Raw genomic sequence first — 12448 nt, 5'->3', positions numbered from 1 at the left:
AAACACTCGACACTAAAAAACCCGCATTGCGGGTTTTTTAGTGTCTTTAACAATGCGAATTGTTTTTTTGAAACGACTACTTGTGATACTCAGGGCTGTAATCTACAACCGCATTGATAAAGGCATCCACGTTTTCAGGATCAATTCCAGGGTGAATACCATGGCCTAGGTTAAAGATATGACCTTCACCTTTACCGTAGCTATCTAAAACACTTTTTACTTCTTGACGAACTCGTTCAGGTGACGCATATAGAACGGTTGGATCCATATTACCTTGTAAAGCGACTCGGTCACCTACTTGGGCGCGGGCGTCTGACATGTCCATTGTCCAGTCAATACCTAAACAATCAGCACCAGTATCTGCCATGGCTTCAAGCCACTGACCGCCACCTTTGGTGTATAGAATACAAGGCACTTTTCGGCCGTCTTTCTTTTTAATTAAGCCATCTACAATTTTAGCCATATAGTCTAAAGAGAAGGCTTTATAGTCGCGTGGTGTTAATATCCCGCCCCAGGTATCAAAAATTTGAACCGCTTGTGCGCCGGCTTCAATTTGAGCGTTTAGGTAAGCGGTAACTGAGTCAGCTAGTACGTCTAAAATTTGGTGCATCATTTTAGGCTGTTCAAAAAGCATACCTTTAACTTTACCAAACTGTTTGCTTGAACCGCCTTCAATCATGTAAGTGGCTAATGTCCATGGGCTACCAGAAAAACCAATTAAGGGAACACGACCATTTAAGTCTTTACGGATAGTGCTTACCGCATCCATTACGTAACCTAAATCTGAACCCATATCAGGCACAAATAGGCGGTCTACATCAGCTTGAGTTTTGATAGGTTTATCAAATATTGGACCTTCACCGGTTTCAAAACGTAACCCTAAGCCCATTGCGTCAGGAATGGTTAAGATGTCAGAGAATAAAATGGCTGCGTCGATTGGAAAACGCTCAATGGGCTGTAAAGTGACTTCACAGGCCAATTCTTTGTTTTTACACAGGTCCATGAAAGAGCCGGCTTTGGCGCGTGTTGCACGGTATTCTGGCAGATAACGACCTGCTTGACGCATCATCCAAACCGGAGTGCGGTCAACGGGTTCTTTTAGAAGTGCGCGTAAAAAACGATCGTTTTGTAACTCTGCCATAATAAGGCCCTTTCTTTAACTAGCGAAAATAAGAGAGTTATTTTAGCGGAAAAAGGCATTAAAGCAAGGATTTACCCTGCTGAATAGTTAAAGAGTTATGAAGCTGAAGTTTATGGTGAAGAGTCGCCAATAGGGCTTAATGGAGCGAATGCATAAGGGGTTTTAATAATCATATACATCACACGTTTATAAAGATATGCGTAACCGCGTACTTCGATGGTTTGCCCTTTAAGAGCTTTGATTTTATTGTAATCAAACTGATCCCAATAGTCTTTAGGAACACGAATACCCGTGGTGTCCATATTAATAATATAGTTGGTTGACGATTTTTCTACCTTTACCACTTTACCTTTAATAATTCTAAAGCCTGTATCTTGAGTCGTGAGTTTAGAGCTCTCAACTACTGGAAAGTGGTCTTCAGGATGTTTAGCTAAATAATCCCACAATTGATAGCCACCTTTACGAGCTTTTTCTTCAGCCTGATAATAACATTTGGCATGTTTTAGGTTGTTATACATGGTGCGGTTTACTGCAAAACCACTTTCTAGCATTTTTTGTTGAACACTAGTGCCATCCTTTAAAAATAGGTGTACGAGCTGTCTATTTCGGTTGTCTAGGCGTGTGGTATCAAATTCAACACCCACTTCTAGATCGTTATTAGCAAGCAGTTTATTTAGAAAGGTTTGCGACTCTTTTGCAAGCGGTTCTCCAGAGGCATTAAATTTTTGTTCTTTGGCTATTTTGGGTGCATGAATACCAATGAGTCTTACTCGTTGTTTGTTAATAACCAATGTATCGCCTGTGAGAGCATATTCGGCTTTAGTCCAGAGTAATTTGCTAGTATCAATTTTGCAGTTTTGTTCGTCCTCTGCAGAAGCATTTATAGAGAATAAAGTGCTCATTAGAATGGCAAGGCTAAAAATGGGTAAGGTAAGTAATTTCATGATATTGATTGTAATGATTTTAAGAGTAAATACCAAGCAATTGATAAGCCAAAAAAATAACATTTCTGAGTTTTACCAGGCCTGGTCATTTAAAAGGGGTTTTGTAAGGGGTTCACAAAAAAGAAAACATAAAAGAAAACATAAAAGAAAATGATAAAAGTGAGAGGGTAAAATATTTAGATATAAAAAAAGCGCTAGAGGCTTTTGGCCAATAGCGCTTTTTTTGATTAACCAAAAAGATTTGATTAACGGCGAGCGTACTTCTGCTTGAACTTCTCAACACGACCTTCTGTATCCACAAGTGTTTGTTTACCTGTGTAGAAAGGGTGAGATGCGCTAGAAACTTCAACACGTACTAGGGGGTAGTCTTTACCGTCTAGAGTAATAGTGTCGCCAGAAGTCTTTTCAATTGTTGAGCGAGTAATGAAAGTTTCGCCAGTTGAGATATCCTGGAAAACTACTTCTTTGTACTCTGGATGAATGTCTGCTTTCATGATGACGGTCCAATAATATTTAAAATTCGATAAAAAAGAGCATTATATTCATAAAAATTAGAATTGCAAGTTTATTATTTAAAACTTGCGACTCTTTTGTGATTTAATTGTTGACGAAATAATGCGTTGATTTGTGGTGAGATTTTAGCCTTTCATTGCGTCAAATAAAGCGGCGTTAGTTTTTGACACTTTCATTTGATCAATTAGGGTTTCAATCGCTTCAATTTCATTCATAGATTGTAAGAAACGACGAAGAATCCATATATTTTGTAACTCATCTGGCGTAGTCAGTAGCTCTTCTTTACGAGTACCCGATTTAACTAGGTTAATAGCAGGGAAGGTGCGTTTTTCAGCAATGTTACGTGATAAATGAAGTTCCATGTTACCGGTACCTTTGAATTCCTCAAAGATAACTTCATCCATTTTAGAACCTGTGTCGACCAATGCGGTGGCAATAATGGTTAATGAACCACCTTCTTCAATGTTACGTGCCGCACCAAAGAAACGTTTTGGACGGTGTAATGCGTTGGCATCAACACCACCTGATAGAATTTTACCTGAAGCAGGTGTTACTGTGTTGTAAGCACGAGCTAGACGGGTAATGGAGTCTAAAAGAATAATGACGTCGGTTTTATGCTCGGTTAAACGTTTAGCTTTTTCAATTACCATTTCGGCAACTTGAACGTGACGGGCAGCAGGCTCATCAAAGGTGGATGAAATAACTTCACCTTTAACGGTACGTTGCATTTCAGTCACTTCTTCTGGACGTTCATCAATCAATAATACAATTAGATGAGCATCAGGATAGTTTTCCGCAATAGATTGTGCCATTTGCTGAAGAATAACCGTTTTACCAGACTTTGGCGGAGCCACAATCAAACCACGTTGACCTTTACCAAATGGAGAGGCAATGTCAATAATACGTGGGGTAACGTCTTCTGTACTGCCGTTACCAATTTCCATTTTTAGGCGGTCTTGGGCGTGAAGAGGGGTTAAGTTTTCAAACGCAATTTTCTTACGCGCAATTTCAGGGTCTTCAAAGTTAATTTTTTCAACTTTGAGTAGTGCAAAATAACGTTCACCGTCTTTTGGAGGGCGAATTTTACCTTGAATAGTATCCCCTTTACGCAGTCCGAAACGTCGGATTTGGCTAGGTGAGACATAAAGGTCATCTGGGCCAGCTAAGTAAGAGCCGTCTCCTGAACGCAAGAAACCAAAACCATCAGGCAATATTTCTAAAACACCTTCACCATAAATATCTTCACCCTTTTTGGAGTGCGCTTTTAGTATGGCAAAGATAATGTCTTGTTTACGTAATCGCGCAAGATTGTCTAAACCCATGCTTGAAGCAAGGTCTAGAAGTTTAGCGGCAGATTGTTTTTTTAAATCGAGTAAATGCATAATTTATAGTTTTTTATTTGATGGTTGTTTTGAGAAATTGAAATTAATGTAAATTAATTTAATAAATTGATTGATTGTTACGAGGTTCAGGTGGATAGTGCTGAGAGATAAGGTCACTCCCAAATTTATAAATTTGGGAGTTTAATCATTTAAAGGTTTCCGTCTAAGAAAGCCGTTAATTGTGATTTAGATAATGCACCTACTTGAGTTGCATCGACTTCACCATTTTTGAATAACATTAATGTAGGGATACCACGTACACCGTATTTTGGAGGCGTACCAGGGTTTTCATCAATGTTTAACTTAGCTACTTTTACACGGCCTTCATATTCTGAAGTGATATCTTCTAAGATCGGTGCAATCATTTTACAAGGTCCACACCATTCAGCCCAAAAATCAACTAATACTGGAATGTCTGATTGTAAAACTTCTGCATCAAAGTTTGAATCGCTGGTTGAAATCATGTTTTCTCCTAATTCTAATAAACATACAGTCAATTCTAATACGAATGAACGAATTCATTATAAAGATAACGTCTAAGAATTTTATAGGAACTGTATGGAGTTATATCTGTTTATGATGTGATGTCGAAAAATACGTTTTTCGAACGGATTATGTAATCATTTTTTCGGTATTTGGCTAACATTACCCTAACAATTTTTAAATATCAAGTTATATTTAATAAATCGCTTTAAAAACTCAGTTCTTTTCAGTTCTTTGATTTGAGTATACGTAATGAATATAAGTAAATTAAGTTGTTGAATAGCTTATTCGCTTAGGCAAGTGATTATATACGCTTTTAATTAAATGGAGTGTAAATAGATGGCGGAATTCACCAAATTTACCCCAATTTATCGTACGATATGAGCCAACTAATATTGAGAGACTTTTGCAAAACTCTCATTGAACTTAATGCCTACACAGTTAGCTAAAGAACACAAGAGTCCCTGTTTTAGGCTTGGAAAACATGAATGGATATTTCTTTTATATTAAATGATTTAAATGATGCTCAGAGAGAAGCGGTTACTGCAGATGAAACACATGCGTTAATTTTAGCGGGTGCTGGTAGTGGTAAAACTCGTGTCTTAGTGCATCGCATTGCTTGGCTAACACAGGTAATGGGGCATTCGCCTTATAATGTGTTGGCGGTAACTTTTACCAATAAAGCTTCTAATGAGATGCGTGGTCGAATCGAAAAGCTTATTGGGCAACAAGCCAATGGTTTAACCATGGGAACTTTTCATGGTATTGCTTACCGAATTTTACGCCAACATCATCAAGAAGCCGGGCTGCCAAAAGATTTTCAAATTTTAGATTCTGATGATCAAAAACGCGTGATTAAGCGTTTATTAAAAGCCATGGAATTAGATGAAGCTCAGTGGCCGCATAAACAAATCCAAGCCTTTATTAATGGTGAGAAAGAAGAGGGGCGTCGTCCTCATCATATTGATATTGGGCATAACCCTTTTGTTGCCAAAATGGTTCAAGTTTATAAAGCTTATGAAGAGCAGTGCCAACGATCAGGCCTGGTAGATTTTGCTGAACTACTGTTAAGAGCTCATGAGTTGTGGTTAAAACAGCCTTTGGTTTTGGCGCATTATCAAGCACGTTTTAAACACATTTTGGTGGATGAGTTTCAAGATACGAATACTTTGCAGTATGCTTGGTTACGTGTTTTAGCTGGTGGTGCAGGTAAGCTGTTTGTGGTCGGGGATGATGACCAGTCTATTTATGGTTGGCGTGGGGCCAAGGTTGAAAATATACGCCAGTTTGATGAAGATTTTGCCAATGTCAAAATGGTGCGTTTAGAACAGAACTATCGTTCTACCGAAACTATTTTAAAGGCGGCAAATGGGTTAATTGCTAATAATACGTCACGTATGGGTAAGGAGCTGTGGAGTGCGGGTGAAACGGGCGAACCGATTAAGGTTTATGAGGCGTTTAATGAAGTGGACGAAGCCCGTTATGTTTGTAATCAAATTGAGCAATGGTGTGAAGAGGGTGGCGCGCGAAATGAAGCCGCTATTTTATATCGCTCTAACGCGCAATCCCGAATTTTAGAGCAAGCTCTAATGCAGGCACAAATTCCGTATCGTGTTTATGGCGGTTTACGTTTTTATGACCGTGCAGAGATTAAAGATGTTTTAAGTTATTTACGCTTATTAGTAAATCGTGCTGACGATGCAGCTTTTGAACGTGTTTACAATCACCCTCCAAGAGGCATTGGTCAAAAAACGGCTGATACCATTCGTGAAGTCGCCAAACATAATCAAATCTCTTTGTGGGATGCCGCACAACAATTGCTTGAAAATGGGTTAACTCCAAGAGCTAAAACGTCAATTTCAGGGTTTTTAGAGTTAATAGACAACTTGGATGAACTCACACAGTCTCTTAATCTTGAAGATCAAATGCTGAAAGTAGTCTCTCAGTCTGGCTTGCAAGCGCATTTTGAAAAAGATCGTTCTGAACAAGGACAAGGTCGTTTAGAGAATATTGATGAACTGATAAACGCCGCCAGTCAGTTTAAACAAGCTAATGCTCAGCAAAATGCAGATGGCGTTGAATCAGAATCAGAAGCACAAGCATTTTCCTCTCAAAATGAGATGGAAGGGGTTGATGAAGATGGCAACACCATATTATTGACCCCTGTATTTGATAATCCTTTAGCAGAATTTTTAGCACAAGCCGCTTTAGAAGCCGGGGAACGCCAGGCAGATGAATGGGAGTCTTCTGTTCAGTTAATGACTTTACATGCTGCCAAAGGGCTAGAGTTTCCGTTAGTGTTTATGATTGGTGTAGAAGAAGGGCTGTTTCCATCCCAGCAATCGCATGAAGATGCCTCTCGTTTAGAAGAGGAGCGACGTTTAGCTTACGTAGGCGTAACTCGTGCTGAAAAACAATTAATGATTACCTATGCCAACCGCCGAAGAATTCACGGTAAAGAACTGTTTCCTACGCCATCACGTTTTATTAAAGAGATTCCACAAGACTGTATAGAGGCCGTGCGATTGTCTGGTTCTGTTACTCCTGCCTTTGGTGGTTATTCACAACAGCCTGAGTTTGGGTTAAGCAGTAAGGTCAATGAAACGGGGTTTAGTGTTGGCGAAAGAGTGTTTCACCAAAAGTTTGGTGATGGTACTGTTGTGGCTACAGAAGGTAGTGGCGACCATGCACGCATTCAAATTAACTTTTCGCATGCCGGATCTAAATGGTTAGTGACAGCTTATGCCAATTTAGAGAAAAAGGGCTAAATAATGCCACAGACAGAGACTAAATCGGCTGATAAAAAAGGCTTTTTTAAGATTGAAAAGCTGCAAGCGAAGGGAATGTCTGTCGCCATTGATTTGCAATTAAATTCTCAAGATATCTGTATGGTTTCAGGGCCTTCTGGAAGTGGTAAATCACAGTTTTTTAAAGCTTTGGCAGACTTAATTGAACATACCGGAAAGGTTCAATTAGATGAGCAAGCTTTACAACAAATTTGCCCTGAAAACTGGCGAGTGCAAGTTATGTATTTTTCAGCAGAAACCGCTTGGTGGGAGGATATGATTGCTACGCATTTCGAGACTTTACCAAATGCGCAGCAGCTTGAAACAATTGGCTTGGATATTTCAATGTTAAATGCTAATCCTGATTCACTTTCATCGGGCGAAAAACAACGTTTAGCGTTACTTCGTGGTCTGCAATATCAACCTAAAGTGCTATTGCTCGATGAGATAACCGCAAATCTAGACCCTAGTAGCGAACACCTTGTTGAAACTATGGTTAAAGAGTATGTTCAACAAAACCATGCAATCGCATTGTGGATTAGTCATGACTCAGAGCAAACTCAAAGAATGGCAACAACCACACTGACCTTTGCAAAACAGGGTTATAAAATTGAGACCATGGGTTAGAAGACATAGGTTAGAGGGTATAGGTTAAACATATGATTTTAATTAGTTATTGGGATTTAGCGAGCCTTTCCATATTGGTTTTTTTACTTGGGGTTTTTCTATGGCTAAATGGCTTTAGTAAGGTAAAACAACTTTGGCTTGCTACAGCCAGAATGGTTGTGCAATTGCTCTTTATGGGAGTGTGGTTAAGTTATGTGTTTTATGCTGATAATCCTATTTGGATTATTTTAGTCGGGCTAATTATGCTCACCGCAGCGGGTTATGAAATTAGTAAACGCCAGCAATACCGTTTTAAAAAATTAAATGGTTGGCTATTCGGCTTTTTAGCGCTTTCAATGACCTCTTTGGTACTTTTAATGATTACCTTAACCGTTATTATTCAACCCACACCTTGGTATGAACCGCAATATGCTATTACGCTTTTAGGTATGTTGTTGGGCAACAGTATGACGGCAATTGGCTTAGGTATGGACAGCTTAACTCGCAGTGCCGTGCAATCAAAAGCCAAAATTGAAGCCCAGTTGGCATTGGGCAAAACCGCTAAACAGTCAATGAATTTTATACGTCAACAAAGTCTGCACTCAGCAATGATTCCCATCATCAATATGCTTGTAGCGGCAGGAATCATTTCACTTCCAGGGATGATGACCGGGCAAATATTAGCCGGTGCAGACCCCATGGAAGCCGTAAAATATCAAATTATGATCATGCTATTAATTGTTACCTCAACTGGTTTTGGAACCTTGATTGCAGTAAATATAGCAAGCCGAAAATTATTCGATTCTCGTCAACGATTAACCCTAGATGTATTGCAAAAGCACTAATAATTAGAGTAGGTTTCATTTCTATGTCATCTTTCGTTTAATCGATTTATGCTAAATTAAAAGCAAATGTATTCTTGAATTAATTGGGGAGAAATAACATGCCAGCAAGATTAAAAGACCTAGTTTCAGCCGCTAAAGCCAATATAAAAGAAGTGACGACTTCTGAAGCTAAAGACTTATTTAAATGTGGTGGCTATAAGCCTCTTGATGTGCGAGAAGCAGCTGAATACTTAGATGGTACTATTCCCATGTCAGTTCATGTGCCCCGTGGCATGTTAGAGCCTATGTGTGATAAATGTTATGAAGGTCATAGTGGGGATTTAGCTGACTTGGAACAAGGTTGGGTGGTTTTTTGTTTATCTGGTGGGCGTGGAGCCTTAGCAGTAGATACTATGGTTAAAATGGGCTACAAAAATGTGGTTAATTTAGCCGGTGGTTTTAGTGCCTGGAAGAAATGTAATGGCGATATTTCTGTACCGCCTGTTGATAATGGCTTAATTCGTCTAGATCACCCATGGAATCCAGGATTTCAAGAAGGTAATGTTTGCTAAAAACCTGACTATGGGCGCAGGCTTTATCCTGCAGGTTGAGATTCCGTGGTTTAAAGAAGGCTAAAGCCTTCGCCCGATTCTTGTTTTACTCTTTTATGTTTTGTTTACCTTGAATCAATGTTAGCAGGCCTGCTGGCTTTTGAATTTGTGTAGAAAAAAACATCGGGGCGCAGGCTTTAGCCTGCTGGTTGAGAAGCATAGTGTTTACAGTAGACTACAGACTTCGTCACTACAATTTTGGTTTTTATTGTTTAAATAGTTTGGGCAGCAGTTCATCAAACCATTTGGTAAAGTTGATTTTACGTTGGTAATCGGTACGCAGTTCAGCTAGTTGGTTTTTAAGATACTGCTCATCCAGTGCGTGTTGAGTTTTGCTGGCAACCTCTTTGATTAATCCAAGCCCTTTTTTATAAGCTTTGTTATTGGTCATATCTAATTCCGTTTCAATTAATCTACGGTAGATATGCCAGGTTAATTTGAATGGGGTTTTAGGGTGGTCTGCTAGTTTTTTCCAGACGTGTCGAGACGTTTCATAGTTGGCAATAATGTCATAGGCCTGCTCATTTTTATCTTGGTAAAGATACAAGTCCACTAAATATTCGGGTGGCGAGTCGTTCCAAGCATAGCCTTTATTTGGGTCAAGCTTAGCTTCAAAAAAATCCTCGGCCTGTTTTAACCAGAGGGCTTTTTGTTGCGGGTTATTTTCCCAACTAAGTAGAGTTTCGAGCACTTCAATATCGCCTGTCACTTGGTAAAGATGCCATTGCGCTTGGCTCTGTCTTTGCGGTTGATTAAGCTGTTTAGCCAGTTCAATCTCATGCGGATAAAGACTGCTCTGATCGTATTTAGATTTGGCTTGTTGTTTGAGTTTTTCTAAACGTGTTTCTGCTTGCGAAAAAAGCGCATAGTCAATCTCACGCTTCAGTTGCAGGCATTGGGTATTAAAACAGGTGTCTGTTTTTTCATAATAGTCGACAATTTGAGTCCAATTTTTTTGGGTTTCAGCGTGTTTTACAAGTAGCGATTGTAAGCTGTAAATATCGTGCTCATAGTCATATGAAAAGCCAATTTGATTGGGTAGTTTGTGCCATAACGCTTCTGCTTGGCTGATTAAGTCGGCTTGCTCAGAAACAGAGAGTGAGAGTAATAGGTTGCTATAGTCAGGCTTGATATCGCTCTTTTTCAGGATAGCGTTGAGTAACCAATCAGTTTTTTGTTTGGGTTTCCAGTCAATTTCTAAAAAGCCATCTAAGACGAGGGTTTCAAAATATCCCAGACTTGGAAAACGAAAGCCGCCTGAGTCATCAATGGACTCTAATGCTCTTTCCAAACGCTGCAGTCCGTATTCTCCCAATTTAAAAAGCTCTTCTTCTGTAAGGCTTAACTGGTTATCTTTAATCTGTTGGACGAGTTGGTCAACCTTTTCAAAGTAATTTCTGACTTGATCGTAATAGTAAAGGTCTCGGTTATAAGGGATCGCTGCGGTCATTTTCTTACGTAACGTTTTAAAGTCGATTAGACCTAACGCGGTTTCCGCTTTAGCGAGCCACATAACTCTAAGATCGGGCTGGTGTTCAATATATTCCAGCAGAGCCTTCTCTAAATCTGGTTTGGTTAGACTGTTAAAGTACTGGGAGATGGTTTGTAATTGCTTCTCTTTGGCCGTAACTTTTGTTTGTTTATCTGCTTTGCTTGTCGTTTCTGGATTACTTCCGGCCATAATATGTAGCCCAACAGCAACGCAATGTTTACAAAAATCGATGTTATCCGAAGCTGGGCAGTTGCAAGAACCTTCAAATATACTTGCGGTATGGGAGATATTTATCGCATAAAGTTGCGTGCCTTGCACTGTTGCTAGAATATGGTTTTTAAAAGGTTCAATAGAGCGAACTTTGCCTTGTTCAAAGAGTTTTTTTCCACGCTCAAAAGCGGCTTGCCCAGCAAGGTTGATGAGGAGTTCTTCAGTAATTAACTTCATTTGGGTAGACTTTTTTGTAAAATTTACCCCGATTATATTCAACTTCAGAGCTTATTTCTAAGGTAGTAATCAAATATAAACTCAACACACCCCGCAAAAGGGTATAAAGGCCAGCTTGGTTTGGAATTTGTGAAAAAAATGGGGCGCAGGCTTTAGCCTGCAGGTTGTGCGGTTGTTTGTGTAAAGAAGGCTAAAGCCTGCTGGTTGTGTGGATGTTTGTGTAAAGAAGGCTAAAGCCTTCGCCCCGTTGTTGTCTGATATTTTGATGTTTAGCTTTTGTTGGTTGGGATTAACCAGGCCTGGTAGAAAGCAAATATACACTATATTGGGGCGCAAGCTTTAGCCTGCTGGTTGTGCGGTTGTTTGTGTAAAGAAGGCTAAAGCCTTCGCCCCACAATATTTTTTATTTTGGTTTGTCTTCAGTTTCATAAAGCCCCCAAAATCTTTGCTCTGCATCCTTCAATCCGGCTTTAATGGCATTGTTTTTAATGTATTCATACGTCAATTCAAAATGTTTTTGATTACGAATAGCTTTGTCAAAATAACTCTTTTCCCAAAAGTGGCCTTGCCTCTCTAACGCTCTGTTAATCATTAAAGCGCTGCTACCCTTTAACTTCTGCATAATTTTTGCTGTTGTTTGCTTTTGTTGAAAAAGCAGATGCACATGGTTTGGCATAATGCTAACCGCAATTAAATGGTAAAAATCGGGTTCTAAAGCTTGGATGATGAGCATCAATTCATCCAATATCACATCATTTAAGTCACGACCGAGAAAGGATTTATCGCAATACTCATCAATTAAAGTTTGCTTGTGGGATGTGTTCAAATTGGAGGGTAGATTTAAACGTTGTTGATAATCTTCAATGCTCGCTTGAGTGCGAAAAGTCACAAATTGAAAAGTGTCTAATTCACTAAAATGCACTAAGGTTTTTCGCATAATGATCTCTTCTTATAGCCGAAATGGTTAACAAATATTAAAACATAAATCTTGGGGCGCAAGCTTTAGCCTGCTGGTTGTGCGGTTGTTTGTGTAAAGAAGGCTAAAGCCTTCGCCCCTTTGTTGTCTGATATTTTGATGTTTAGCTTGCGTTGGTTGGGATTAACCAGGCCTGGTAGAAAGAGAATATATACTATCTTGGGGCGCAGGCTTTAGCCTGCTGGTTGGGCTGATGTTTTTAAAGAAGGCTAAAGCCTTCGCCCCTTTGTTGTCAAATATTTT

11 protein-coding genes are annotated in these 12448 nt (G+C 39.4%); 4 read left to right on the top strand and 7 right to left on the bottom strand.

The features are described from left to right. Positions 1–76: 76 nt before the first annotated feature. The 5 genes from hemE to trxA all read right to left on the bottom strand — a co-directional run bounded on the left by hemE (position 77) and on the right by trxA (position 4444). Entirely contained in the window at positions 77–1141 is a 1065-nt protein-coding gene (gene hemE, locus BS34_RS0110030) for a uroporphyrinogen decarboxylase (RefSeq protein ID WP_029408381.1), read from the bottom strand. A gap of 110 nt (positions 1142–1251) precedes the next feature. After that, positions 1252–2085, bottom strand: a complete 834-nt coding sequence (locus tag BS34_RS0110025; protein ID WP_029408380.1) for a thermonuclease family protein — start codon at positions 2083–2085, stop codon at positions 1252–1254. A gap of 245 nt (positions 2086–2330) precedes the next feature. Then, positions 2331–2579 carry a type B 50S ribosomal protein L31 gene (locus BS34_RS0110015; protein ID WP_029408379.1) on the bottom strand — a complete coding sequence of 83 codons (249 nt, stop codon included), beginning with the start codon at positions 2577–2579 and terminating at the stop codon, positions 2331–2333. Between the two features lie 144 nt (positions 2580–2723). Further along, positions 2724–3980, bottom strand: a complete 1257-nt coding sequence (gene rho, locus BS34_RS0110010) for a transcription termination factor Rho (RefSeq protein ID WP_029408378.1) — start codon at positions 3978–3980, stop codon at positions 2724–2726. Between the two features lie 149 nt (positions 3981–4129). Further along, on the bottom strand, positions 4130–4444 hold the full coding sequence (gene trxA / locus BS34_RS0110005; RefSeq protein ID WP_029408377.1) for a thioredoxin TrxA: 315 nt from the start codon (positions 4442–4444) through the stop codon (positions 4130–4132). Positions 4445–4951: 507 nt separating this feature from the next. Here trxA and uvrD point away from each other — a divergent pair. The 4 genes from uvrD to BS34_RS0109985 all read left to right on the top strand — a co-directional run bounded on the left by uvrD (position 4952) and on the right by BS34_RS0109985 (position 9251). Continuing rightward, entirely contained in the window at positions 4952–7231 is a 2280-nt protein-coding gene (gene uvrD, locus BS34_RS0110000) for a DNA helicase II (protein WP_029408376.1), read from the top strand. 3 nt (positions 7232–7234) lie between these two features. Then, a complete protein-coding gene (locus tag BS34_RS0109995; RefSeq protein ID WP_233993204.1) occupies positions 7235–7876 on the top strand; it encodes an ABC transporter ATP-binding protein in 642 nt (213 codons plus the stop codon). Positions 7877–7908: 32 nt separating this feature from the next. Further along, a complete protein-coding gene (gene fetB / locus BS34_RS0109990; protein ID WP_029408374.1) occupies positions 7909–8700 on the top strand; it encodes an ABC transporter permease in 792 nt (263 codons plus the stop codon). Between the two features lie 98 nt (positions 8701–8798). Next, positions 8799–9251, top strand: coding sequence for a rhodanese-like domain-containing protein (locus BS34_RS0109985; RefSeq protein WP_051640837.1), 453 nt, complete (start codon positions 8799–8801; stop codon positions 9249–9251). Between the two features lie 244 nt (positions 9252–9495). Here BS34_RS0109985 and BS34_RS0109980 read toward each other — a convergent pair whose 3' ends face one another. Together BS34_RS0109980 and BS34_RS0109975 are read right to left on the bottom strand one after the other, a co-directional pair. Further along, positions 9496–11229: an SWIM zinc finger family protein gene (locus BS34_RS0109980; RefSeq protein WP_029408372.1), complete on the bottom strand. Its 1734-nt coding sequence runs from the start codon at positions 11227–11229 to the stop codon at positions 9496–9498. Between the two features lie 403 nt (positions 11230–11632). After that, complete coding sequence (locus BS34_RS0109975) at positions 11633–12166, bottom strand: transposase (RefSeq protein ID WP_051640836.1); 534 nt, start codon at positions 12164–12166, stop codon at positions 11633–11635. Positions 12167–12448: the final 282 nt, after the last annotated feature.

It is taken from the genome of Thiomicrorhabdus sp. Milos-T2, assembly GCF_000702325.1.
Classification (GTDB): domain Bacteria; phylum Pseudomonadota; class Gammaproteobacteria; order Thiomicrospirales; family Thiomicrospiraceae; genus Thiomicrorhabdus.
Note: the sequence above shows the minus strand (reverse complement) of the source record. Positions and strands in the feature narration are given on the sequence as shown.